This is a genomic window from Paraburkholderia lebeckiae (assembly GCF_050436225.1).
Lineage (GTDB): Bacteria > Pseudomonadota > Gammaproteobacteria > Burkholderiales > Burkholderiaceae > Paraburkholderia > Paraburkholderia tuberum.
In genome coordinates this window covers 1,999,881-2,023,828 of sequence record NZ_JBNDLU010000001.1, presented here as the reverse complement: position 1 = coordinate 2,023,828, position 23,948 = coordinate 1,999,881, and the positions used below count along the sequence as shown (strand labels likewise).

General features: G+C 58.9%; 20 protein-coding genes and 2 pseudogenes. 11 read left to right on the top strand and 11 right to left on the bottom strand.

All coding sequences use genetic code 11. The features are described 5' to 3' along the window. Positions 1-121: 121 nt before the first annotated feature. Both OKW45_RS09335 and OKW45_RS09330 read right to left on the bottom strand, forming a co-directional pair. Positions 122-772 carry a TetR/AcrR family transcriptional regulator gene (locus OKW45_RS09335; protein WP_018423332.1) on the bottom strand — a complete coding sequence of 217 codons (651 nt, stop codon included), beginning with the start codon at positions 770-772 and terminating at the stop codon, positions 122-124. Between the two features lie 365 nt (positions 773-1,137). Continuing rightward, a pseudogene (locus tag OKW45_RS09330) lies at positions 1,138-1,367 on the bottom strand (IS110 family transposase); the annotation flags it as partial. A 186-nt stretch (positions 1,368-1,553) separates the two neighbouring features. Between OKW45_RS09330 and OKW45_RS09325 the strand changes: the two are divergent. From OKW45_RS09325 to OKW45_RS09315, 3 genes are all read left to right on the top strand, one after another. Next, positions 1,554-1,874, top strand: a complete 321-nt coding sequence (locus tag OKW45_RS09325) for a DUF4148 domain-containing protein (RefSeq protein WP_429467447.1) — start codon at positions 1,554-1,556, stop codon at positions 1,872-1,874. 224 nt (positions 1,875-2,098) lie between these two features. After that, a complete protein-coding gene (locus OKW45_RS09320; protein WP_429467445.1) occupies positions 2,099-3,169 on the top strand; it encodes an SDR family NAD(P)-dependent oxidoreductase in 1,071 nt (356 codons plus the stop codon). A 306-nt stretch (positions 3,170-3,475) separates the two neighbouring features. Beyond that, positions 3,476-3,604 (top strand): hypothetical protein, encoded by a 129-nt coding sequence (locus OKW45_RS09315; RefSeq protein ID WP_018423329.1) that lies wholly within the window; start codon positions 3,476-3,478, stop codon positions 3,602-3,604. A gap of 196 nt (positions 3,605-3,800) precedes the next feature. Here OKW45_RS09315 and OKW45_RS09310 read toward each other — a convergent pair whose 3' ends face one another. Further along, positions 3,801-4,961 carry a porin gene (locus tag OKW45_RS09310; protein ID WP_429467442.1) on the bottom strand — a complete coding sequence of 387 codons (1,161 nt, stop codon included), beginning with the start codon at positions 4,959-4,961 and terminating at the stop codon, positions 3,801-3,803. A gap of 391 nt (positions 4,962-5,352) precedes the next feature. On the opposite strand from OKW45_RS09310, the gene OKW45_RS09305 reads away from it, so the two are divergent. The 4 genes from OKW45_RS09305 (at position 5,353) to OKW45_RS09290 (ending at position 12,502) form a co-directional block, all read left to right on the top strand. Next, complete coding sequence (locus OKW45_RS09305) at positions 5,353-6,276, top strand: LysR family transcriptional regulator (protein ID WP_429467440.1); 924 nt, start codon at positions 5,353-5,355, stop codon at positions 6,274-6,276. A 326-nt stretch (positions 6,277-6,602) separates the two neighbouring features. Then, entirely contained in the window at positions 6,603-9,872 is a 3,270-nt protein-coding gene (locus tag OKW45_RS09300; protein WP_429467437.1) for an efflux RND transporter permease subunit, read from the top strand. Further along, entirely contained in the window at positions 9,862-11,067 is a 1,206-nt protein-coding gene (locus tag OKW45_RS09295) for an efflux RND transporter periplasmic adaptor subunit (RefSeq protein WP_018423325.1), read from the top strand. Before OKW45_RS09300 ends, OKW45_RS09295 begins: the two co-directional genes overlap by 11 nt. Beyond that, on the top strand, positions 11,060-12,502 hold the full coding sequence (locus OKW45_RS09290) for an efflux transporter outer membrane subunit (protein WP_429467434.1): 1,443 nt from the start codon (positions 11,060-11,062) through the stop codon (positions 12,500-12,502). Before OKW45_RS09295 ends, OKW45_RS09290 begins: the two co-directional genes overlap by 8 nt. Before the next feature lie 100 nt (positions 12,503-12,602). Here the strand turns inward: OKW45_RS09290 and OKW45_RS09285 are convergent, their stop codons facing one another. Further along, complete coding sequence (locus tag OKW45_RS09285; protein WP_429467431.1) at positions 12,603-13,784, bottom strand: porin; 1,182 nt, start codon at positions 13,782-13,784, stop codon at positions 12,603-12,605. A gap of 321 nt (positions 13,785-14,105) precedes the next feature. Between OKW45_RS09285 and OKW45_RS09280 the strand changes: the two genes are divergently transcribed. Beyond that, positions 14,106-14,393 (top strand): DUF4148 domain-containing protein, encoded by a 288-nt coding sequence (locus OKW45_RS09280; protein WP_026226319.1) that lies wholly within the window; start codon positions 14,106-14,108, stop codon positions 14,391-14,393. A 342-nt stretch (positions 14,394-14,735) separates the two neighbouring features. On the opposite strand, the gene OKW45_RS09275 is transcribed toward OKW45_RS09280, so the two are convergent. The 4 genes from OKW45_RS09275 to OKW45_RS09260 are packed head-to-tail and all read right to left on the bottom strand — an operon-like array spanning position 14,736 to position 17,966. Next, on the bottom strand, positions 14,736-15,422 hold the full coding sequence (locus OKW45_RS09275) for a response regulator transcription factor (RefSeq protein WP_429467429.1): 687 nt from the start codon (positions 15,420-15,422) through the stop codon (positions 14,736-14,738). A 37-nt stretch (positions 15,423-15,459) separates the two neighbouring features. After that, complete coding sequence (locus OKW45_RS09270) at positions 15,460-16,863, bottom strand: sensor histidine kinase (RefSeq protein WP_429467426.1); 1,404 nt, start codon at positions 16,861-16,863, stop codon at positions 15,460-15,462. Positions 16,864-16,870: 7 nt separating this feature from the next. Continuing rightward, the gene (locus tag OKW45_RS09265) at positions 16,871-17,548 is read right to left on the bottom strand and encodes a response regulator transcription factor (protein WP_429467423.1); all 678 of its coding nucleotides are present in this window, start codon (positions 17,546-17,548) and stop codon (positions 16,871-16,873) included. Positions 17,549-17,591: 43 nt separating this feature from the next. Continuing rightward, positions 17,592-17,966 (bottom strand): hypothetical protein, encoded by a 375-nt coding sequence (locus OKW45_RS09260; protein WP_026226317.1) that lies wholly within the window; start codon positions 17,964-17,966, stop codon positions 17,592-17,594. 692 nt (positions 17,967-18,658) lie between these two features. Here OKW45_RS09260 and OKW45_RS09255 point away from each other — a divergent pair. Beyond that, entirely contained in the window at positions 18,659-19,987 is a 1,329-nt protein-coding gene (locus tag OKW45_RS09255) for an MFS transporter (RefSeq protein ID WP_429467421.1), read from the top strand. A 39-nt stretch (positions 19,988-20,026) separates the two neighbouring features. Here OKW45_RS09255 and OKW45_RS09250 read toward each other — a convergent pair whose 3' ends face one another. Both OKW45_RS09250 and OKW45_RS09245 read right to left on the bottom strand, forming a co-directional pair. Beyond that, on the bottom strand, positions 20,027-21,364 hold the full coding sequence (locus tag OKW45_RS09250; RefSeq protein ID WP_429467418.1) for a ferredoxin reductase family protein: 1,338 nt from the start codon (positions 21,362-21,364) through the stop codon (positions 20,027-20,029). A 456-nt stretch (positions 21,365-21,820) separates the two neighbouring features. Next, positions 21,821-22,444, bottom strand: a complete 624-nt coding sequence (locus OKW45_RS09245; protein WP_184007456.1) for a heme-binding beta-barrel domain-containing protein — start codon at positions 22,442-22,444, stop codon at positions 21,821-21,823. A gap of 604 nt (positions 22,445-23,048) precedes the next feature. Between OKW45_RS09245 and OKW45_RS09240 the strand changes: the two are divergent. Both OKW45_RS09240 and OKW45_RS09235 read left to right on the top strand, forming a co-directional pair. Continuing rightward, positions 23,049-23,150 (top strand): annotated as a pseudogene (locus OKW45_RS09240) (IS5/IS1182 family transposase); the annotation flags it as partial. Positions 23,151-23,161: 11 nt separating this feature from the next. After that, complete coding sequence (locus OKW45_RS09235; RefSeq protein ID WP_084754328.1) at positions 23,162-23,254, top strand: TetR family transcriptional regulator; 93 nt, start codon at positions 23,162-23,164, stop codon at positions 23,252-23,254. Between the two features lie 32 nt (positions 23,255-23,286). Here OKW45_RS09235 and OKW45_RS09230 read toward each other — a convergent pair whose 3' ends face one another. Next, complete coding sequence (locus OKW45_RS09230) at positions 23,287-23,940, bottom strand: TetR/AcrR family transcriptional regulator (protein ID WP_429467416.1); 654 nt, start codon at positions 23,938-23,940, stop codon at positions 23,287-23,289. Positions 23,941-23,948 lie beyond the last annotated feature (8 nt).

The following is a 23,948-nucleotide window of genomic DNA, read 5'->3' as shown; positions in this document are numbered from 1 at the left end:
GATGTACAGAATCAATGAGCCTTCGAGTGATCCGCGACCCGCGTGAGTTTCGGCGCAAGCCATACCGCCAGCGCCGCGAATCCGTCGCCGAGCGCGCACTAGGGACACGTCGAGCGAGACATCATGACGGCTCGCGCTTTCCCGGTTTCCCAAAAGCTCGTAAAAATACGTCCGTGCCGCGGCGTGTCCGCTCCTTGATTTCCCTATCGGTTGCCCGCTTCACAACTCCGAATAGGATGCGCGCTTGCAGATCACCTGCCCACAGGCTCACCAGGTCGTGGGCCGCCAGCTCCGGCGAGTCGACGATCAGTTCATTGCGCGCCGCGGCCTCGCTGATGATACCGGCCAGTACCGCCACAGTCCGCCCCGGCCCTGCATCGTAAAAGCGTGTCCTTAGCGGCAGGTCTTGGCGGCCGGTCGGCAGCGCGTGCGCCATGCCAGCAACATGGACATTGACGATGGTCTTCAGGAATGCGGCGCCGATCGCAGACAGCCGTTCCCGTAAGGGTAAATTTTCGGAACTCACGGGCGGCAGTACCTGGAGCATCCGGTCCGAAACGCCACGCACGACTGCCTCGAATAACGCTTCCTTGTCCGAGAAATGGCTGTAGACCGTCATCTTTGACACCCCCGCCTCTGCGGCGACGGCCTCCATGGTTACGGTGTCGTAGCGCTGCCCGGAGAACAGCCTCGTTGCCGCTTCCACAATGGACGTGTGCTTGGCGGCATCTTTCGGGCGACCGACGCGGCTCTCTGGCGAACTTTTCTGCACGTAATAACTCCTCCTTGCGATTCCTGTACTTTATAGTCTAGCATAACCGTTGCTGTACTGATTAGTATAGAAACACATGCGCACATCAAAGACTAGCAAAAAGATTCATGCGAAGTACAACGGCCGCCCATCGATAGCGCAGGAGCGAGCCGCTCCGCTTGCGTCTCTGTCATTGGCCCCACATGTGACGTTCAGCTGCAGCGGCGGGGGCAATGCGCGTGCGCGTCTAGTAACCCGTTCCGCTGACTCTATTCTCGAAAAGCTACAGAGACTTTCTGCGCGAATCAGCGGAACGGAACACTAGCTGCGTGCCTGTCGCGCCGGCTTTGCACCAGCACATCGAACACCGTGCCATGCTGATCCACACGCAGTCGCGTAAGTCTCTTGCTGCGCTCATCGGCCCGTGCTATTTCGCTGATTGCGCGGTCGTATCCGGCGAGCCGGGATTCGATGTTGCCGGCATGTCGAGCAGGTCACCGATGCATGGTCTGGCCGAGCCGGGTAACGCATCGAGATGCGCCGGGATTTATCTTCGCAGACGCCCGGGACTCTGCGGTAGCACCGAGCCGAATTGGGAGAGCAGGCCAGTCGGACGAGCCGCGTAACCCCCTCGGATCGCAGCCAGTTTTGATTAACTAACCTTCACGTTTGGGATGCGTAAACGCGCTGACCGACCAGATATCGTGATGGCACGCATTCGTGTCGTCGGGCATCGGGCTCGCATAGTCGATGACGACGGCGGTTTGTGATTTCTTAAAGTCGCGATAACCTGGAGCTCGATATGAATAGCCGATTCAAACTAACCTCAATCATCGCCTTGATGATAATTAGCGTATCCGCGAGCGCAGCGGAGAAATTCTCGGCAGAGGAATGTCACTCGTATCCCTTTGTAGCGGCCAAAGCGGGGATAACACATGGCGACATCATGCGGGAATTGTCGGAGCTCGAATCGGTTGGATACCAACCGGCCAGAAATGATCCGCAGTATCCGAACCAACTCACGCAGGCGGAGGAGCGCCTGCATGCAAAGTTCGTTGCCGATTGCGCCCCGGCATCGCAGACGTCCGCAAAGGGGAACCAGGACGCCCCGGCAAGCTCCTGACCTGTTGGCTCGGCCCACGCCCGCGCCAACTGCCTGGCGAGCTGCCTTCTGAGTAAGGATTGCGAGCTTTAGTCTTCCGAATTTGATTCGCGCTAAGCCCGGCCTCTAAAAATTCCGATTTCAGGGTCTGCACATCGCAGCCTCGTCGCCCACGGCATGACCTTCTGTCACGCGCCGTCATAGGCGAGGCGCGCTGCTCGAACCTATCCGAAAGGAGCATTGAATTGATAACGAAAGAAAGAAAATCTGACAGCGACCACGATGATCCCGATCGCTCGCGACGAAAGTTGATTGTTGGCGGCGGCGTGGCCGCAGCCGGCATGTTGCTGTCAGGCGTCGCGCAGGCTCAGAAGTCGCCCGGCGGCGCTCCGTCGATGGACGGGCTGCCCGTGCCAGTGCCGCCGGCGGATAAGACGGCCGGGCCGATCATCGCTGGCCGAGATTCCAGGTTGCAGGGACGCGTTGCGGTCGTCACCGGGGCGGCCCGCGGAATCGGGCGCGCCATTGCGGTCGAGTTCGCGGCAAATGGAGCGGACGTCATTGCGCTCGACATCTCGGGACCGGTCAGTACCGCCTCCGATGCGGCACCCGCCACGCCGCAAGAGCTTGCTGAGACAGTCAGGATGATCCAGGCGTATGGGCGCCGTGCGGAGGGTATTCGCGCAGACGTCCGCGACCTCGGCGCGTTGCGCGCCGCCGCTAGTCGCATCGAACAGCGTTACGGAAAGATCGATATCGTGGTAGCCAACGCCGCCATTCAGTACTGGAAGCCACTTCTGGACCTCCAGGACACAGAGTGGACGGACGTCATCGACAATAACCTGAACGGGACCGCGAATACTATCCGAGCATTCGCACCCATGATGGTGAAGCGCAACTATGGCCGCATCATCGTGGTTTCTTCGATGCAGGGACGGCACGGTACGAAAGACGCAGCAAGTTATGCGGCGTCCAAGTGGGGCATCTTTGGGCTGATGAAGTCGGCGGCCCTCGAACTCGGTCGCTACAACATTACAGTCAACGCGGTGGTACCGGGGCTCGTCGCCACCGCTTTGACGCTGTACGAAAAGCGACTGACCGAAAGCGTCGGTGAGACCGGCTACCACAAACCGGACGGTTTCCTGACGCCGCAGGAGGCGTGGGACCGCCGCGCGGCAACGATGCCGCTTGGAGTCGGGTGGGTGCAGCCGGAAGACATCTCGCCTGCGGCGGTATATCTTGCCTCGGATGCCGCCGCGATGGTCACCGGCTCCGAAATCGAAGTTACGGGCGGTGACAGCGCGAAAAGCCTATAGCGTGAATTGTGACTCGCTCCGCCTCTCAATCAGGCGTCGATGCCCCCAATTCCTCAAGGGATTTTCGCGCCGATCGATTTTTGTGCCGGGTGGAGACCACTCTGACGCATGACCTGTTATGGATAAGCGTAGGTTTAGAGTCACGCGTTCCCGACCGACGCATTCTTAAGCAATGAAACCCCGTGATTCATAGTGGTTGCCGCGTTGGCGGCGGTCTGCGGCTTCGCTGAGCCATTAACAACGGCCCAGCCGGCACAGATGCCGCTCGCCTATATCCGGCACAGGAAAGATAAGAAGAGACAGGGTGTGGGCCCACGCACGGTGTCGGGTTGGCAGCGCGCGCATCACTGGTCGGCTGAAACGCTCGGCGGCAGGCTGCCAGTCGAACGCCTGCTCGAAGACGCGATCCAGTACGCGAAGCGCGGCATGCCGTGATGCAGCTTCATGGGCGCGCTCGCGGTTGGACCAGTATTGGTGCGATACCCGCCGCACCGCCGCGGCGTTTGCGGCCACCACCAGGCGGCTAATCCCATTTCGCGGCAGGGAATGACTGAACGCTATCTCGCCCAGCACTCTGTGGAGCGCTGGGCTCAAACGTCATCGTTCGTATTGCGTGCGATAGCACGCCACGTCAGAAGCGATGAATCATGGCGACGCGATAGACCATCTGGTTCTGGCTGCTAGACATGCCGGCCGCGGCAGGGATGTGAGCAAAGTCGAAGTCAGTGCCCGTGTGCGCGCTGACGACGTGTTGGTAGGCACCTTGTGCATAGACCGACGTGCTCTTGCTCAGATCGTAGTCAAGCGTGAGACCCAATTGATGCCACTTGGGAGTAAAGGAACCGCTGGTGGAGTGAAGGTGCGCGACCGTAAACGTGTAAGCCGCTCCAAGCCACAGGTCCGGTCGGAAGAAGTACTGCTCGTTTGCTTCGAAGTTGTCGAATTTCCAGGAATTCCATGTCCCGCCGGAGGGCCCGCTGTTGGACGTGAAATACAAGTTGTAAGTCGGGTCGTACACGTCGACGTGCGAATAGGCGAGTCCGGCCAGCGAATGCGCAAAGCGGTAAGTCGCGGCCACGCCGATGTCCTGCTGCGATGAGGCGGCAAACAGCGTGTCGCCGGAAACGGCGCCGCTGGCGTTTGCACCGGGGTTGTCGAGCTTGAGATAGGAAGCCGCCGCCGTTAAGCCACCGTTCTGGTAGTTCAACGTCGCGCCCCAGGTGCGGTTATCCGCGAACCCGCCCGCCTGGTTGCTAAAACCGTACATCGCTTCGCCAGTCAGGCCGCGGTATGTCGGGCTCACATACTTGACAACGTTGTTGACGCGGAAATCCCAGTCCGCGTTGTCGTTGTCGAACGGATGCGCGTTCACATCGCCAGCATAATTTCCGGCCGCAGTAAGGCCGCCGAAGCCAAGCTCGTCGACGCTCGTATCGTACTGACGGCCGAACGTGACGGTGCCGTACTGATCGGACGACAATCCTACGTACGCCTGCCGGCCGAACAAACGCCCGCTCTGGCCTGCCTGTCCACTGTTTGTATCGAAGCCGCTTTCCAGCTTGAATACCGCCTTCAGACCGCCACCGAGATCTTCCTCGCCTCGCAAGCCCCAACGGCTCCCGTACGTGTCACCGCTTTTCATTTGATACGTGGCGTGTCCGTTTGCGTTGCTCGTGAAGTTGAGGCCCTCATCGAGAAGCCCATAGAGTGTCACGCTCGATTGTGCGTGCGCGACGCCGGTGACCAGCGTCAACGAGGCGACAGCTGCCCACGTCAAATTCGTCTTTTTCATTTTGACTCGCTATTTAAGGATTGTCCGCATGATGTTGCCAGGAGCCGCAGACGATCGATCTCGAGACTGCCTACGCAATTTCGGTCGCTCGACTCGAAAGGCGAAGCAAGTCTAGGCAGCGAGAATTGCCACCGTTCACAAGGAAATGAAATCGAGCATTCAGGAAAGTTGAACAAGGCGCGTGAGTCGTTCTCGGCGTGGAAAGTGCCGGCAAACAGACGTGTTGCGGGGGGCGCAAGCCGTTGTATTTGGCTACCCCCCGCTTGACTTACTTTTTTTAGCGTTGGTGTCGGCGCGAAGCAAAACTAAAAAAGACTTCATCAACGTGGAGCGGGGACTTTAGGGGAAGCGAGCAATGATGCATCCATCGTTCAACCATGGACATTGCGTCATGAATCAGCTTCAGGCTATGCGCGTCTTCACCCGTGTGGTCGGCCTCGGCAGTTTCAATCTGGCGGCCAAGCAGCTTGGCGTGTCAGCGGCATCGGTCACGCGCAGCATTGGCTTGCTGGAAGCTCATCTGCACACACGCTTGATCAACCGGACGACGCGCACGCTGTCGCTAACGGAGGCAGGTCGCGATTATCTCGAAGGCTGTCGCGTGATTATCGAGCAGTTGGACGAAATGGAAACGTCCCTCGTACAGTCGACCCGGGAGTTGCGCGGAGCGCTTCGGATTGCAAGCGTGGCAACCTTCGCTGACGCCGGACTCGTACGCCTGGTTGCCGCCTACCGCGAGTTGCATCCTGGCGTGTCTTTCGAGGTAACGACTTTCGATGTCCATATCGACATGGTCGAAGGTGGCTTCGACGTCTGCTTCTCGGACGATCCTGGGCTATTCAGCTCAGCGCTCGTTTGCCGGCCACTTCTGCGTATCCCACAGGTTGTCGTCGCATCGCCTCGGTACCTGTCCAGGCACGCCACGCCAATTGCCCCCGCGGATCTGACCCGACACACGTTGCTGTACCGGTCGGGAAGCGGGGCTCGCTGCTGGGAGTTCGTGGATCGTGGCCAGGTTTCACGCGTCACCGCATCTGCCGGGATTGCGTCGTCCAGCTATGCGATGCTGAAGTCCGCATGCATGCACCACTTGGGAATCGCTTTGTTACCCCGTTCGATCGTCGAACCGGAATTGCAGCGCGGCGCGTTGGTCGAGCTATTCGAACAGTTCAACGTGGGCAGCGGCGCGAGAAATCTTTGCGCGTTGTATTCGTCGCCGGGGCTGTTGTCGAGGAGGGTGCGAAGCTTCGTAGACTTCGCGGTGGACCACTACCGCGCAATGGATCGCACGTCATCGCTCAAGGCGGTCGCTTGAACTTCAAGCCACCGTCTTTCAATGAGGCCTTGCGGCAAGCTCCGCACTGCACGTGAGAACTGCGCGTCCAGCGACTGGGTGAAACTTATCTAACTCCAAACCCCCGCAGCGGGCAGCAATGCGCACAAGCGTCGCCGACCTCTGCGGTGCTGTGTCGAGCTTTCGTCCATACGAGTCTCGCTAACTAAAAGTTCCTTAATGTTCGAGGTAGAACACTGTTAGCGCCCTACGTTCAGAATCCCCTCATAAACATGCGTGCCATGCATCAGGCGCATTCCGATGCCTGCGCGCGATGACCATGCGCTTTCCTGAATGGAGCTGTTCCGATGTTGAAACTGGTCAGGCTGGCGTTGACGCGGCCCTATACGTTCATCGTGCTCGCGATGCTCATTCTAATTCTGGGCCCTTTATCGGCATTGCGCACACCGACGGACATTTTTCCCGACATACGCATTCCGGTAATTAGCGTCGTATGGAGCTATACGGGGCTACAGCCTGACGACATGGCGGGTCGAATCGTTACTTACTACGAGCGCACGCTCGGTACGACAGTGAACGATGTTGCGCATATTGAATCGCAGTCGTTCACGGGCTACGGCATCGTCAAGATATTTTTCCAGCCAACGGTCGACATCCGGACCGCGACGGCCCAGGTCACATCGATCTCGCAGACCGTGCTCAAGCAGATGCCGCCCGGCACGACTCCGCCGCAGATTCTCAACTACAACGCATCGACTGTTCCGGTATTGCAGTTAGCGTTGACAAGCGACACTCTCGACGAGCAGCAACTCGCCGACTACGCGACAAACGCGATTCGTCCGCAATTGCTGAGTGTGCCGGGCGTCGCGATTCCGACGCCATACGGCGGAAAGACGCGCGAGGTGCAGATTGACCTCGATCCCAAAGCGTTGCAGGCGAGAAAGCTGTCGGCAGAAGACGTCGCCGCGGCGCTTGCCCGGCAAAACCAGATCATTCCTGTCGGCACGCAGAAGGTTGGTGCATTCCAGTACAACGTCAAGCTGAACAATAGTCCGGTGGACCTCGAGGAGTTGAATGCGCTGCCCGTGAAAGTAGACGGTGACGCGACAATCTACATTCGCGATGTTGCGCATGTACGCGACGGATATCCGCCGCAAACCAATATTGTCCGCGTTGACGGCCGCCGCGCGGTGCTGATGAGTATCCTGAAGAACGGGTCCGCTTCGACACTCGACATCATTTCTGGCGTCAAGGCGAAACTGCCGCTCGTCGAAGCTTCGCTTCCCCCGCAATTGAAGCTGGTCACGATGGGCGACCAGTCAAAGTTCGTCAAGGGTGCCGTGAGCGGCGTGGTGCGTGAAGGCGTCATTGCCGCGGCCCTCACGTCCGCCATGATCCTGCTCTTCCTCGGCAGTTGGCGCTCGACGCTTATCATCGCGGCGTCGATTCCGCTAGCCTTGCTTGCGGCAGTGGCGGCGCTTTCCGCGATGGGCGAGACGCTGAACGTGATGACGCTAGGCGGGCTCGCGCTGGCAGTAGGAATACTTGTCGACGACGCCACGGTCACCATTGAGAACATCAATTGGCACCTGGAACAGGGGAAAGATGTGCAGCGGGCGATCATGGACGGCGCGCAGCAGATCGTCACGCCAGCACTGGTTTCATTGCTGTGCATCTGCATCGTGTTCGTTCCGATGCTGTTGCTCGACGGCATTGCGCGGTTCCTTTTCGTGCCGATGGCGGAAGCCGTGATGTTTGCGATGATCGCTTCGTTCATTCTGTCGCGTACGTTTGTGCCGATGATGGCACAGTACCTCCTCGCCCCTCATGCGTCGGGCGGGCATTCAAGCGGTGAACTCGCGGCGACAATCGAATCTCACGGCAGCATGTCCACAAGTCCAACGTCGCGCAATCCGTTTGTACGTTTCCAGCGCGGCTTCGAGCAATGCTTTGTGCGCGTGCGAAACGTTTACCGCGTGCTTCTCGGCCTTGTGCTGACGCACCCGAAGCGCTTTGTGGTCGGCGTACTGGCCGTCGTATGCGTGTCTTTCCTGCTTTCACCGTGGCTCGGACGGAACTTCTTTCCCGACATCGACGCGGGCGAGATCGCCTTGCATGTGCGCGCGCCGGTTGGGACACGCATCGAAAATACGGCAAGTATTTTCGATCACGTTGAAAACACCATTCGCCAGGTTATTCCGCCGGGTCAACTCGGCAGCGTGGTGGACAATATTGGCCTGCCGGTCAGCGGTATCAACCTGACATACAACAACAGCGGCACCATCGGCTCACAGGATGGCGACATCATGATCGCGCTGCGTGAGAATCATGAGCCGACGGCGGGATATGTGAAAAGGCTACGCGAAGTGCTGCCCGCAGCGTTTCCAGGTACGACCTTCTCTTTCCTGCCGGCGGACATCGTTAGCCAGATTCTGAATTTCGGCGCACCGGCACCGATCGATCTGCAAGTCGCCGGGCCGGACCAGGCCGGGAATCATCGATACGCGAACGAACTGTTGCGACGTGTGCGGATGATCTCCGGTATTGCCGATAGCCGTATCCAGCAGGCGGTCACTTATCCGCAGTTCACCATCGCGGTGAATCGCTCTCACGCGGGACGACTGGGCATTAGCGAGGAGGATGTGACGAACTCCGTCGTAGCAACGCTCGCCGGTACGAGCCAGGTGGCGCCCACGTACTGGCTCAATCCAACGAACGGGGTTTCATACCCGATCGTCGCGCAAACCCCCGAATACTGGATGGCATCGCTGTCCAGTCTCGAGAATCTCCCAGTAACAGACGCCAGTGGCCGCTCGCAATTGCTCGGCGGTGTCGCGAGCATCGCGCGCGGCGTCGGCAGCGCGGTGGTATCGCATTACAACATCGAGCCGCTGTTTGATATTTACGCCACTCCGCAGGGTCGCGATCTCGGTGCGGTCGCGAGCGACATCGACGGCATCGTGCGTGCCACAGCGAAAGATGTGCCCAAGGGCTCAACGGTCACGCTGCGTGGTCAGGTACAGACTATGAATAGCGCATTTACCGGGCTGTTACTCGGCCTCGTCGGTGCAATCGCGCTCATCTATCTGCTCATCGTCGTCAACTTCCATTCGTGGGGCGACGCCTTTGTGATCGTCTCGGCGTTGCCTGCGGCGCTGGCTGGCATCGTGTGGATGCTGTTTGCGACGCACACGCCGCTGTCGGTGCCTGCTCTCACTGGCGCCATCCTCTGCATGGGTGTGGCAACCGCGAACAGCGTGCTGGTCGTCAGCTTCGCACGCGAACGGCTCGCGGTGACTCACGACGCATTGCGAGCGGCCTTCGAAGCGGGCTTCTCGCGGTTTCGCCCTGTGTTGATGACGGCACTCTCGATGATCATCGGCATGGCTCCGATGGCGCTGGGTCTCGGCGACGGCGGCGAGCAGAACGCACCGCTCGGGCGAGCCGTTATTGGTGGCCTGATCTGCGCAACCTGTGCCACCTTGCTGTTCGTTCCTGTCGTTTTCAGTCTGGTGCACCGGCGCGACGCCGCCCCACCCGACGCTGGGCCGAGCGAACCACAACGCGAGTCATACGACCATTCATCTTCCGAACCTGGAGTCATCCATGTCAACTGACATCGACATCGCAGCGCCGCGGCGGCTGCGGTCTCTCAAACTCGCAGGAGTTGTCGCTCTGCTGGCTGCCGCAGCGGTTGCAGCGACCGGCATCGCAACGCGCGTCCATGCAAAGGAGCAGATGGCCAAATGGTCGGCCGCGCAGGCGATTCCAACGGTCGTCGCCAACCCGCCGTTGCATGACAGTTCCGCGCAGGTGCTAGTCTTACCGGGCCAATTGTCGGCCTATGTGAAGGCACCGATCTATGCGCGCGTGTCGGGTTATCTGCATGCGTGGTATGCAGACATTGGCGCGCACGTGAAGGCCGGGCAGTTGCTGGGCGAAATCGATACACCCGATCTCGATCAGCAACTCGCTCAGGCACGTGCCGATCTGCGCACCTCACAGGCGAACGAAACGCTCGCGGCATCCACGTCGCGCCGGTGGACCCAGATGCTGCAGCAGGACTCCGTATCGCAGCAGGAGACAGACGAAAAAACGAGTGACCTTGCGGCAAAGCAGGCGATGGTGGCCGCGAACCAGGCGAATGTTGCACGGCTGCAAGCGCTTGAATCGTTCAAACGGATCACCGCGCCTTTCGATGGCGTCGTGACCGCGCGCAAGACCGATGTCGGCGCGTTGATCAGCGCGGGCGGCGGCAACGGACCGGAGTTGTTCACCGTCTCCGACGCACGGCAACTGCGCGTGTATGTCAGCGTGCCACAGAACGAAGCCGCCGTGATCCGGCCCGGACTGGTCGCCAGTCTGACCGTGCCTGAACGCCCCGGCATGCAGTTCTCCGCAAAGCTTGTCGATACGGACGACTCCATCACGCCCTCTTCAGGGACGCTGCTGGTGCAATTGGCAGTCGACAATTCCAGCGGCGTGCTGATTCCAGGCGAATACACGGAAGTTCATTTTGAACTGCCCACGGACAAGCATGCGATGACCATTCCTGCCAGCGCGCTGATGTTCCGGGAAAGCGGTTTGCAAGTGGCGGTGGTCGGTCCTGGCAATCACGCCATGCTGAAGCGGGTGAGCGTCGCGACCGACCTGGGTACCAAGATTGTGATTGCATCGGGTTTGACTGCCACCGACCGGGTGATCGACAACCCGCCTGATTCGCTGGCAAACGGCGATTCAGTGCGACTGGCTTCGACATCCGCGACGACCGCGCTCACACAGCATAACGAAGCGGAGCGCAGTCATGGTTAGGCGCCGCGTATGCGCGGTTCTGATTGCCGCAGCGCTCGTGAGCGGGTGTTCGTTCGCGCCGCCGTATCAGGTACCGCCGTCGGCCATGCCGAGCGCGTTCAAGGAGGCCCGCGGTTGGCAACTCGCGCAGCCTGCCGACCGTATGCCGCGCGGTGAGTGGTGGACTGTGTATCGCGATCCTGTCCTCGATGAACTGGAAAGCAAGGTGGCCAGCGCTAACCCCGACCTGGCTGCGGCGATTGCTCGGCATGACCAGGCGCAAGCGTATCTGGACCAGGCTCGCGCTGGCCTCTTTCCCACCATCGGCGCTTATGCGCAGGTCTCGCGCTCGCGTCAGTCCGACAACCGGCCATTGAGGGGAGCTACTCAACCAGCGCTCTACAATTCGGCGACTGTCGATGTCGGCCTGAACTACGACCTCGATCTATGGGGAAAGGTGCGCAATGAGGTTGCCGCGGGCAAGGCGGCCGAGCAGGCGAGCCAGTACGACATCGAGTCATTGCGATTGAGTTTGCAGGAAAAGCTTGCTGAGGCGTATTTCCATCTGCGTGGTCTCGATCAACAGCAGGAATTGCTGGCGGATACCGTTCGCACATATGAGCATGCATTGCAGTTGACTGAAAGCCGGCACGGTGGAGGTATCGCATCCGATCTCGATGTGTCTCGTGCTCAAACCCAACTTGAATCGGCAAGGGCGTCAGTTGAAGATGTGTCGGCACGAAGGGCCTTGTACGAGCATGCGATCGCGACTATTGCGGGAGAAGCGGCTTCAAAATTCTCTCTAGCGCCCGCCGTCGCCCCGACGTATTTGCCGTCGATCCCAGTTGGAGTGCCTCTCGCGCTGCTGCAACGTCGGCCCGATATCGCGGCTGCCGAGCGCCACGTCGCCCAGGCGAACGCGCAGATTGGCGTCGCCAAAGCAGCTTTTTTCCCGGATGTGTCGTTAGGTCTTGACGGCGGTTATCAAAGCACAACTTTATCCCCGTGGCTGGCAGCGCCTAACGAGATGTGGTCGATCGGTCCGAGCCTGCTGGTGACCCTGTTCGACGGCGGCCGGCGAGCGGCCGTCACGCGGCAGGCGCAGGCAAAGCTGGCAGAAAATGGTGAAAAGTACAAGGCGACGGTGCTGCTGGCGGTACAGCAGGTGGAAGATCAGCTTTCGCAGTTGCATTACCTGGGCAACGAGTCCGCGAAAGAAGGACGCGCGCTTTCGGCTGCGCAGCGTACGCTCGAGTTGTCGATGTCGCGGTATCGCGATGGCGTCGTGAGTTATCTGGATGTCGTCACTGCGCAGGCAATGGAACTCGAAACGCAAACCTCGGTGCTGGATTTGCAAACTCGCGAGTTGATCGCCTCCGCTGCACTGATAGACGCGTTAGGAGGTGGATGGGCCAACGAACCCGCCGACACGCCCCCGTCCACAACGACGAAGTGAACAGTCACGTTTCGCAGAACAGGATGCCTCGCAGCGGTTTGCAGCGATTCGCGGCGATGCGTCCTGCTCGTCATGCACAACGCGAGTTAAAGACAGATGTCTAGAAGCGGTGGCGCAAGCCCATTGCGACCACGGTCTGCTGATTGCCTGCCGACGGTGCCAGCGTGAAGATAGAAGCATTGCCGAGCGCCGGTATGCCGCTGGCGCCGGACACATGCTGATAGACCCCTTCAAGATAGACGTCTGTACCGTGCGACAGCGCATAGTCGGCTTGCAGCATCACCTGATTCCATTTGGGCGATGCGACGCCGCTCGCGCTGCTGAAATGCCCACCGGTGAAGGTATAAGAGCCGCCGAGGCTCAGGGCCGGCGTAAGCGCATATCGCGCGTTCAGTTCGTAGTTGGTGAACGTCAAGAGGTCCCCCTCGAGAGCGACGTACGTACCGCCTTGCGCGACTTGAGCTGGGTTGTCCATGATCGTGCGCGTAACTACCAGGCCGACGGTGGCGGGCCCGAATGCGTAACGGCCCGCTGCGCCGAGGATGCGTTGACGTGCGCCCGTTAGCATCGCGTCGCCGTCACTGCTGCTGATCGCACCACCCGTGTTGGTGGGCGCGTCGACGCCGCCTGGATGATTACCCTGAAAATATCCGACTGCCAGGTCGACCGGCCCGCGCGACCATGCGGCGCCGGCGCTGAATGCGTTATTGTTGCTGAAGCCGCCAGCCGCATTGCTGAATGCGTAAGCCCAGCCGAATTTGAAACCGTGATAATCCGGGCTGCGGTACTTGACCGCATTGTTCATGCGGAAGTCGTTAGCCAGGTTGTCGTTATCGAATGGGTGATCGGCGATATTTCCGCCGAAGCCGGAGCCGGTTGCCGACAAGGGCGCGACAAAGTCGACGAGGAAGTCGTATTGACGCCCCATGGTCACTGTGCCCCACGTGTTGCTCGACAATCCCACCCACGCCTGCCGCCCGAACACATCTCCGCCATTAGCCAGTTTGCCGTTGGCAATGTTGAATCCGTTCTCCACATCGAACACCGTGTGCAAGCCGCCGCCCAGGTCTTCGGTGCCACGCAGCCCCCAGCGGTCACCGTTGAGATTGCCGCTCACCATCATCCAGTTGCTATGTCCCTGACCGTTGGCTGTCTTCTGGTTACTGACATAGTCGATACCCGTGTCAAGCGTGCCGTAGAGCGTGACATTGCTCTGAGCGTGCGCGGCTGTCGCGAAAGCCGCCGCTAGCGCCGCGCAGGCTGTTGTCAATGCTTTATTCATGTGGTTTTTCCTAGGGATAGATACGGTCTGCCGCGCTTTCGGGCGCGAGTTCGCGCATCGATGCGAGCGACTGGCGGCAATGTATTTGGACACGATTGGCTGCGGATGATAAAAAGCGATCGGTTAAATGAAATTCCTTTAATTTTTCGATCCGCACGGGTTCAGCGATTCGTGATCGCACGCTATGTCTTCGATAAACTAATTTTCACCGTTCAGCTAGTCATCCGATAAAGGTGGCTGGTTATGCTGATCCTCAACCGGTTCTCGCGAGGCATAACGCGCAGCGACCGGCTAATTAACCTAAATGTTGAGGATGAGAAAATGAAACGGATCACATTGGCGATCGTTCTCGCTGGAACACTGTCGGCCGCAACGGCCTTTGCACAGTCGGCTCCGGCCGGTTCCACGGGTAGCACGCAGATGAGCAGTCAGGCGGCTCAGGTCGCGTCAAATGTCACATCGGCGGGCGCGGCCAGTGGCCAATGGGTGCCGCCATATGGTCAACCGGAGGCGCCGAAGACCCGCGCTCAGGTCTACCAGGAACTGGTGCACGCCGAGCAGGATGGGCAACTTGCTTACCTGAACTCGACGATCTATGCGCACCCGTAACGTAGCGAAGCGCCTTGACCAACGGCGGCACGATGACGTCGTTGGCTGAGATTCGTGCCCTACAAACGCTTGTAATCTGGAGCCGAGATGAAGCGAAGCCGATCCACGAAATTTCGCATGGCCTTGATTCTGGCGACCGTTGCTAGCGGTCTCCTGTCCGGCTGCGCGGCGGACGCAACGAAGGCCGCCGACCAATGTGTGGGTCCACCAAGCTATTGCAACGTCTACTTTGGTGGTTCATAGGAAGTGCGCTTCCCTTAGTCGGGAAGCGTACAGTCAGCGGCATGCGAAGAGCAAAGAAGCGGGAAAGCCGCGATGTGTCACATCTACCGGAAACTTTCGTCAACCATTCGTCAGCGTGAGCTGATAGCCGTAGCGTTTTAATGTATCGATGTGTACATCCGGATAATGCGGCGCGAGCTTGCGACGCAGACGCGATATGACAAGATTGACGCTCGAAGCAGCGACGTCATCGTGATCGGGCCACGCATAGCGGATCAGATCGGATCGTGACACAGGCAGATTCGGCTGGCGCAGCAGGCATTCAAGCAGCATGGATTCGCGGCGTGTTAAATAGAGCCGCTGTACCCCCAGCACCAGCTCCCGCGTGGCAGTATCGAATGTGGGACACACGGGGACCTGTCCCTCGCGTTGGACCGCATCAGAGCTAACGCGCCGCAATGCATGCATGCGCTCGTGCAATTCAATGAAAGACAGCGGATGGCAGAAGCAGGCGTCGCCACCGGCTCGCAGTACCTGCGTCCTTTCCTTTGCGTGAGCCGCACCGAGCGCCACGATAATCGGTGCACCGCGGCTTTCGCTCGCGAGTTTTGGTAGGGCGGCTAGCAGGCAGGCATACGGCGGAACGTCTGTCGACATGACAATCACTGCGTCAAAGAGCTCTTGCCCTGCCAGGAAGATCGCATCGTTCAAACAGTCGACGTGCTCAAGGCTGTGCGCGCTCTCGATCAGGGCTTTCTGAAGCCAGGCGGCCTCGGGTTGTGTACCGGTAACTAGTAGGACACGCATGAACTGTTGAGTGCCAGGGGCTGATTGAGAAAATCGGTCATGTCAATGTTTTGGTCCAGCACTGAATCGTCACGCGCGTGCCCGGGTTCGCATCGCTGATGCGCATGGAGTAGTCATGCACGTTCACGACTGCCGAGACGATGCTCAGCCCGAGGCCGGAACCCGGCAGATGTCGCGTCCGGTCGCTGCGATAAAAGCGCTGCAGGACCGCGTTGCGTTCATCCGCCGGAATGCCCGGACCACTGTCGATGACATCGATCTGCGGGCCACGCGAGGTCCGAATGAGTTCGAGCCTAACGGTGCCTCCATCCGGCGTGAACTTGATCGCGTTGTCAAGCAGATTGCTGAGAGCTTCAAAAATCAACGCGCGGTCCGCATGCGTCGTACCGACGCTCGCAATTTGTGTGACGACGCCGATTGACCGGCTCTCGGCCAGCGGTTCAAAGAGTTCGCCGACTTCCGTCAAAAGCGAGGCCAGTTGCATTTCCTCGAAACCGCCGCGACGTTGCAAGCTTCCGATTTCGGAGATACGCAGCATCGCACGGAAGCGCTCCAGCAGCGCATCAGTGTCGCGCCGTGCGTCATTTACTAGCTTGTTCAGCTCGGCGTCCGGTAGTCCGGCTATTCGCTCGTCAATGTGCATCAACGACGTGCGTATATGGCTAAGAGGCGTTCTGAGATCGTGAGCGATTCCGTCGCAGGTTCCTTTCACCTCGTTCATCAGCCTTTCGACTTCGGCGAGCATGTGATTGACCAACTGAGCAAGCATATCGATTTCATCGCGTCCCCCGGTCGGCAGACGTTGTCCGAGGTCGCCGCGTTGCGCAATACGTTGGGTCACGCGGCGGATTGCTTTCAGGCGTCGAGCCTGTCTGACGCTCAGTGCTAGTCCGGCAACGACGCCCGCGCTGAGACAAAAAAGACCGCCGCCGATCAGCGCAATGATCATGGTCTGCCGTATGCGCAAGACATGGGTAAGGTCTCTCGCGATCACCAGCGTGTCGCCGTTCGCGCGCTGGGCGGCCATGACGCGAACCATTGGGGCCGTTTCGTTGCCTCCGAGTACGAGTTTGTCTCCGAGCGTCATACCCACGCGATTTACGGGGACACCAGGCGGGCGCACGAGTATATCGCCAGCCAGATGCCGTCCGTCGGAAGCAAACAGACCGTAAAAGTTGGGGTGCATGCGCTCGTGTTCAGAACGCTGACGAACGGCGTCGGCGAGACTGTCGACGGGAGTGGTATCGAAATAGATCAATTGCCAGTGGAGGACTGCATCGGTTTCGCGGTCCATTACGAACGTGACCGAACGTTCCACCAGCACTAACAGCAGCATGACGGAGACAGAGAAGATCGCCGCGTAGACCGTCACAATGCGCAAGGTCGTTGAATGCCAGCGGCCGCCCAGCACCGGCTGCGAGGAGAATGCCTGGTCGCTCAAGATGCCTCTAGCCAAGTAAATATCCTGAACCGCGTACGGTCTGGATCAATGGTTGCACGCCAGGCGGATCGATTTTCTTGCGCAGACGGCCCATATGGACATCGATCAGATTGGTGCCCGGGTCGAAGTGATAGCCCCATACTGCTTCGAACAACATCGTGCGGGTGATTGTCTGACCTGCATGGCGCATCATGTATTGGAGTACACGATATTCGGTGGGGAGCAGCGCGATCTCTTGGTCGTCGCGTGTAACCGTGCGTGCGACCAGATCGAGTTTGAGAGGACCGACTTGCAAGGTCGCCTCGGATTGTGCCGGTTGCACTTGCTGGCGGCGTAGCAGCACTTCTATGCGTGCTGCCATCTCGTCGGCGTCGAAGGGTTTGGTGAGATAGTCGTCGCCGCCGGCGCGCAAGCCGCGAATGCGTTCGTCGACGTCGCCCAGCGCGCTCAGCATGAGCACAGGCGTCTGAATGCCGATGCCGCGCATCGTCCTAAGTATCGTCAAGCCGTCGGCGCCCGGTAGCATGCGGTCGAGGGTGATGACGTCGTACTCATCGCTGAACGCGCGCGCCATTCCCTCGCGGCCGTCTGCAACCCAATCGACGGTGAAGCCACGATCATTTAGCTCTCGCACGATTTCGCGCGCAGTCATCTCGTCATCTTCTATGGTCAACACTTTTGACATCGTCTTTCCTCGGTTCGCGTCCAACAGAGCAGCGCGAGATGCGCTAATTCGGCATGCAATGCTCCTGGTCGAGGGCCGCCAGATGCTGGGTTATCGCTTCGCGCAGTTGTGCGAGGCTGTGCGTCGGTAATGCGAACCCGGTCCATCCCAGCCCGCTATGCCGAAGGATCAGTACCGCGCCGTCATACAGCGGGGGCTTTTCGGTATGCCAGCATGGGTCCATCTCGATTACAAACTGCTGCTGTGGGGACGGCTGCAGGGGAATGTCGGGGCGCATTCCCGCACGCAGGTAGCTCAGACGGTGAATCACTCCGTCGATGTCTTCTGCGTCTAGAAGCACCGCTGCGTTTTCAATACCCATGCGTACCGCGGGTTTTCCGTGTTCGTTCACGACTTCCAGGCTCATAGCTTGCGGCATTGCGTGCTCCCAGGATAGATTGTCCTCGCCCATTATGGCGCGCGGAAAACCGCGGCTGTCTGAAAGAGCGCAATGCTTCGATGAAACTTTCTTTAAGCACGAGACTATCCTAAGAATTCCCGCGTGGAAGAGGCATCTCGCAGATTAGTCCTGGTCGCATTTCAGGGCTTTCGCCCGCACATTAAAAAATTTTAATGTGGCGTCGGCTCGAGCCGGCGGCTCGACATACCCGTATCTCAACATGTAGGCGGCGCTGACAACGGCATGGATAAGTGCACCGCAAAGCCTTTATCGACTTTATTCAGTACACGATCGACAGGCATATCGACGTCGTTCGCGCGGGTTCGAAATCGTATGCCCATGCTGCATCGGGAAACCTACTGCGCGAAGTTGAGCGCTGTACCCGATCACCGACGTGCGGCCCACGGCAGCTTCGACGTGCAAAGAGATTAACTAATCTTCATCGTTTGGGTAGCAAGCCGATACCGGCAGCAGACTACGCTGGTTAGCAGCCTGTTTACACGTTTAGTACCCAAGCGGTCGGCTATCCGGCTTGCCCGGCAAATCAGTACGAACGTCGTGATATCGCATTCGCGCCTATTCACTACGTCTTTGGTCGTGCCCAAACGACGATAGCCAACACCTGCAAAACGCCAACAAAACGGGAGATCGCAATTCCTTGGAGACAATCCATGCAGTCCAGCTCAACTGACTCCCACCGCCGACAGTCGCCGATTATCGCCATCTTTCGCGTGACAGCCGGTAATTTTCTTGAGCAGTTCGATTTTTTTCTCTTCGGCTTTTACGCCACGCAGATCGCCGCTGCCTTCTTTCCTTTGCATAGCGAGTTTGCTTCGTTAATCTCCACCTTTGCCGTATTCGGTGCCGGGTTTCTGATGCGCCCGCTTGGCGCGGTATTTCTCGGCGCATACATTGACGACGTCGGTCGGCGCAAGGGCCTTATCATGACGCTTGGCCTCATGGCCAGCGGTACCGTGCTGATAACGTTCGTGCCTCGGTACTCGACAATCGGCCTCCTGGCGCCGGCTCTCGTGCTGATTGGCCGCTTGCTCCAAGGCTTTGCGGCGGGCGCCGAGCTCGGCGGGGTTTCTGTTTATCTTGCGGAATTGGCGTCGCCAGGAAAGAAAGGTTTCTACACCAGTTGGCAGTCAGCCAGCCAGCAATTGTCGATCGTTGTTGCAGCGAGTCTCGGGTTTGCCCTAAACCGACTGATGGATGCGGCGGCAGTCGCCGCATGGGGATGGCGTGTTCCATTCTTCGTCGGTTGCCTGGTTGTACCGTTTGTGTTCATGCTCCGATACAAGCTCGAGGAAACAGAGGAATTCAAGAGGCGCGAGACTCGACCAGCGATGCGCGATGTGATCCGCACCTTGGCCGCCAACTGGAAGGTCGTGGTAGCTGGAGCCATGCAGGTAGCCATGACCACCACCAGCTTCTACCTCATTACTGTCTATGCACCGACATTCGGCAAGACTGCCTTGCGCTTGGGCACGGCGGACAGCCTGCTCGTGACCGTCTATGTCGGCCTGTCGAACTTTATCTGGTTGCCGGTTAGCGGTGCCTTGTCGGACCGGGTAGGGCGCCGGCCGCTGCTGCTGTCGACAACGGTGCTTGCGCTCGCCACCGCGTACCCCGCACTTTCGTTTCTGGCCGACGCGCCGACATTCGGCAAAATGCTAGCAGTGCTGCTTTGGCTTTCGTTCCTCTATAGTATGTACAACGGTGCAATGGTCGCGTCCCTTGAGGAAGTGATGCCGCCGGAGGTGCGCGTTGCGGGGTTTTCGCTTGCTTATAGTGCTGCGACAGCGCTATTCGGCGGCTTCACGCCGGCAATCTCCACCGCATTGATTCACGCAACGCACGACAATGCGGCACCTGCCTGGTGGTTGAGCTTTGCTGCGACATGCGCATTCTTCGGTACCTTGGCTTTGTGTCGGCATAAGCCGGCGTCTGTGAGTCCGTCTTCAGCAGCCGAATCTCGGTCTGTTCCGCGACCTTAGTCGGCACGGCCGCTTATCCCTTCTGACCGCCAATCCGAATCAGCGCATGTCGAATAGCTCCTGATGGAAGTCTTCGTGCGCTAATCCACCTGCAACCAGATCGTGCCGCAAGTTCTGGCCGAAACTCGCTGGCCCGCAGAACCAGACATCGGAGCACATCCAGTCGGGCACGATCTCACGGACGCGCTGGCCGGTCAGGCGGTCGTCCTTGCCGCTAATCAGCACGTGAAGGCGCACTTGGGCGGCAATTGCCAGTTGACTCAGCTCGCGGACGAACTCGTCGTCCATCGCGTTAGTGCTATAGAACAGGTCCACTGCACGTTTATCGGAATGACGCTCTCGCGCTTGCATTCGCGCGAGAAATGGGGTTATTCCAATTCCGCCGGCGATCCAGATCTGTCCTGGTTTGTCGCTGCGAAAGTCGAAGCGGCCATAGGGCCCTTCAACGCTGACGCGGTCGCCAGTCTTCAGAACGGCCGGCAATTGCTCGGTGTAATCGCCAATGCTCTTGATATGAAAGCGCACTTTGCCATCGTCGTGCCACGCCGAGGAGACGGTGAACGGATGCGCACCCTCGTCCGCGTCGAACGTGACGAAGGCAAATTGTCCGGCGGCATGACCCAACCAGCGGTCCTTGAGTTTGATGACGATGCTCAGTACGCGCATCTCCCGGTAATGCACAAGCTCCTCGATATGCCCGGCTGCTTGTCGCGTTCGTCCGATACGGCGCAGCAGCGAGACGGACGTGGCCACCATGGCCAGAAAAATCAGCAGTGTTATGACTGGGCCAATCGCTGTGGTCCAGTAGCCGTGCTTCATGAGTACCACCGCATGGAACGCCAATAACGGGTACGCAACTGCCAGCAGCCGATGTGTCTTGGAGAAATGTCGGTAAGGAAAGGCTTTCAGCAATGCAACGACGATGATCGCAACCGTTGCATAGAATGTCCATTCGCCAATCCCTTTCGCGAGCCCATGCTGCGCGTCCAGAATCTGGACTAAGGCTGACGGCGCGACCGATGGTGACAAGGCGCGCTCGCGCAACGGACTTTGCATCCACCCCAGGCCGATTAGCCAGTTCGGAGACTTCGCACACAGCCAGTGAAGTGTGGAAAGTACCAGTGCGCTGATACCGAGCCATTTGTGCAGTCGGTACATCTTGTCCAGCCCGCCGAGAAGGCGCTCCATGCTGGTCGGCCGGACTGCTATAACGATGCCCGAGCTCATGCAGCCGATCGCGAGAATGCCGGTCAGATTGATCATTGACAGTTGCAAGGCGCGGAATCCATGCGACCCGGGCAATGAACTTTCAGCGATTAGCCAGAGCAGGGCCAGCCCTGTCAGCAAAAGCAGATAGGTTAATCTGATGTTTTTCATGATGTGGATGCGCCGCAGTGTGACTCCGGTGCGCAGTCGTCGTCGAGCCGCGCTGGAGCTGAGAACACGGTTGAAACGGCCTGCCGTTAGTTGACAGCAGCCGCGAGACTTCGTCCGGCTATGTCGACGGTTTTTTCGGGGTGCCGAGCTTACTGCCGGACGGTGACCGGACCAGACTGACGCAGTTGATCAATAGCCGGGGGCAGGCGATTGGATGTATGCGATGTTGAGGGTCGGCGGATCCGGAAAGAAGCTTCCGATCCGTCGCCGTTTCGTGCCTGCGCCCGGTCACTATTCTCATGAGTTAAAGAAAGTTTGCGGACGAGCCAATGTAGCCCGTACAGCCTAAAAGGTGAGCTGCCGGAACATGAAGTTATTTTTATGCAGTTGTCAGTGCAATTGCTCACCGCGCGTTGCCGGGCAGCGTCGCGGCGAGACGCGGACTTGCGAGATGAACTAGCTTGCCTTGCTGAGAGCGCTAGAGTCAACGTGAGTGAACGACTTGCCGTACACATGTAATTGCGTTTTTTGCGCGTATTTCAATGTATCTCCGGTCATGTCGAACGTGATCGAGAAAACACTTGTCGCGTCGTTCTTCAGCATGTATTGAGATTCGGCTACGCCGTTAGATTTTGACGTTAGAGTCATCTTATCGCCGGCTTTTCCTTCCGCCACAACGCAGACCGCCCGGGGAATACAAAATGAGTCATAGACGGTCTGGTTCTTCTTGTCGTAAATCAGATAGCCGCGTTGGTCATGGAACTGTTTGTTGTCTCTTTTTCGGAACACCTGCAGCGTGTAAGCCATTGCCACCAGGTATTGATCGCTGGCATTCGTTGCATCCGCTGCGGGTTCAAAGGTCAACTGTTCGTAATAAGGTTCCACTGCGGGATTGCCGGTACCTACTTTGGAACCCACTTGACCGGGCGCCACGTCGAGGCCGCCGGCAGCAACGGTTTTCCAGGTTCCGGCGAGTTTGGCTAATGGACCGAAGTCCATTCCTTTAAGGACGGTTCCCTGCGCGTATGCGGTGGACATCGTTGACAGGGCGATTGCAAAACAAACGACGTATTTATTCACGATTGGCGTTCCGTTATTCAAAAAAAGTTTTTTTGTCTGACGGCTATTTGACAAGAGAAGCTACCATCAATTGTTTCATGTCCTGTAATTGAAGGTTTCAAAAAAGTCTGCGCGCCGTAGCGACCGGACTGGTGTAAACGGCGGGGTACAGTCGCCAATAACTCATGGCAGAGTCAGGGATGCCAAGTCTGGGACGCGACGATTGACGCAAGGTATCAACTGTAGCTGCCGTCGGATGTGTATCGCGCCGACGGCGCGGCGACGGCTGAAATCTTTCCCCTGCTGGCTCGAAGAGCCGCTGTCGGCCCACGCGCCGGCACGGTCATCGAACAGGCTGCTCAGAGCCCGCGTCTCGCGCGTCAGCTTCCACGACTGGTGTCGCTATTGCCCATGGAACTGGTGCTTTGGTCGTAGTCGAGGGGGTGGAAACGCAGCACGAGGCGTTGCTCGCGATGGAGTGCGATCCGGATTTCGTCCAGGGATTTTACTTCGCCCGCCCGGCTGCAGATCGCGCCGACGAGTCCGCATGCCGCACTGTCATGGATTCGCTATGGCAGCTGTTTCGTGTCCGCGTTGAGGAGAACGCGCGGAAGGAGTCCGTCCTGGGCCTGGCGCCGATTACGACGGCTACAAACGCAAACGCGGCAGCGAGTCCCACATGGCGGTTGATACCTTGGGGCAGTTACTTGCTGTGCATGTTAAGCCGACACCGTGACCATGGAGGCCGTCGCCGCAGAGGCGGGAGTGTCAAAGATGACGGTCTATAGCCATTTCTCGGACAAGGAAGCATCGAGCAGACGGCGGTTCTGAAGGCCGGCAGCCCCGCGCAAACTCTTCAGACATCATGACGGCTCGCGCTTCCCCGTTTTCCCAAAAGCTCGCAAAAATACGTCCGTGCCGCGGCGGGCACGCTCCTTGATTTCCCTATCGCTTGCAGGCTTCACAACTCCGAATGCCATGCGCGCTTGCAGATCACCTGCCCACAGGCTCACCAGGTCTTGAGCCGCCAACTCCGGCGAGTCGACGATCAGTTCGTTGCCCGCCTCGGCCGCGCTGATGATGCCGGCCAGTACCGCCACAGTCCGCCCCGGCCCTGCATCGTAAACGCGTGTCCTTAGCGGCAGGTCATCGCGCAACACGGTCGGCAGCGCGTGCGCCATGCCAGAAACATGGTCATTGACGATGATCTTCAGGAATGCGGCGCCGATGGCAGACAGCCGTTCCCGCAAGGGTAAATTTTCGGAACTCGCGGGCGGCAGTACCCGGAGCATCCGGTCTGAAACGTCACTCACGACGGCCTCGAATAACGCTTCCTTGTCCGAGAAATGGCTATAGACCGTCATCTTTGACACCCCCGCCTCTGCGGCGACGGCCTCCATGGTTACGGTGTCGTAGCGCTGCCCGGAGAACAGCCTCGTTGCCGCTTCCACAATGGACGTGTGCTTGGCGGCATCTTTCGGGCGACCGACGCGGCTCTCTGGCGAACATTTCTGCACGTAATAAT

What these genes read in the sequence shown, in the direction of transcription:
- OKW45_RS09305 (WP_429467440.1), top strand. Translation starts at nt 5,353, where the DNA reads ATGAATCAGCTTCAGGCTATGCGCGTCTTCACCCGTGTGGTCGGCCTC.
- OKW45_RS09260 (WP_026226317.1), bottom strand. Translation starts at nt 17,966, where the DNA reads ATGCCGCAAGCTATGAGCCTGGAAGTCGTGAACGAACACGGAAAACCC.
- OKW45_RS09300 (WP_429467437.1), top strand. Translation starts at nt 6,603, where the DNA reads ATGTTGAAACTGGTCAGGCTGGCGTTGACGCGGCCCTATACGTTCATC.
- OKW45_RS09265 (WP_429467423.1), bottom strand. Translation starts at nt 17,548, where the DNA reads ATGTCAAAAGTGTTGACCATAGAAGATGACGAGATGACTGCGCGCGAA.
- OKW45_RS09250 (WP_429467418.1), bottom strand. Translation starts at nt 21,364, where the DNA reads ATGAAAAACATCAGATTAACCTATCTGCTTTTGCTGACAGGGCTGGCC.
- OKW45_RS09255 (WP_429467421.1), top strand. Translation starts at nt 18,659, where the DNA reads ATGCAGTCCAGCTCAACTGACTCCCACCGCCGACAGTCGCCGATTATC.
- OKW45_RS09235 (WP_084754328.1), top strand. Translation starts at nt 23,162, where the DNA reads ATGGAGGCCGTCGCCGCAGAGGCGGGAGTGTCAAAGATGACGGTCTAT.
- OKW45_RS09295 (WP_018423325.1), top strand. Translation starts at nt 9,862, where the DNA reads ATGTCAACTGACATCGACATCGCAGCGCCGCGGCGGCTGCGGTCTCTC.
- OKW45_RS09325 (WP_429467447.1), top strand. Translation starts at nt 1,554, where the DNA reads ATGAATAGCCGATTCAAACTAACCTCAATCATCGCCTTGATGATAATT.
- OKW45_RS09310 (WP_429467442.1), bottom strand. Translation starts at nt 4,961, where the DNA reads ATGAAAAAGACGAATTTGACGTGGGCAGCTGTCGCCTCGTTGACGCTG.
- OKW45_RS09275 (WP_429467429.1), bottom strand. Translation starts at nt 15,422, where the DNA reads ATGCGTGTCCTACTAGTTACCGGTACACAACCCGAGGCCGCCTGGCTT.
- OKW45_RS09280 (WP_026226319.1), top strand. Translation starts at nt 14,106, where the DNA reads ATGAAACGGATCACATTGGCGATCGTTCTCGCTGGAACACTGTCGGCC.
- OKW45_RS09285 (WP_429467431.1), bottom strand. Translation starts at nt 13,784, where the DNA reads ATGAATAAAGCATTGACAACAGCCTGCGCGGCGCTAGCGGCGGCTTTC.
- OKW45_RS09290 (WP_429467434.1), top strand. Translation starts at nt 11,060, where the DNA reads ATGGTTAGGCGCCGCGTATGCGCGGTTCTGATTGCCGCAGCGCTCGTG.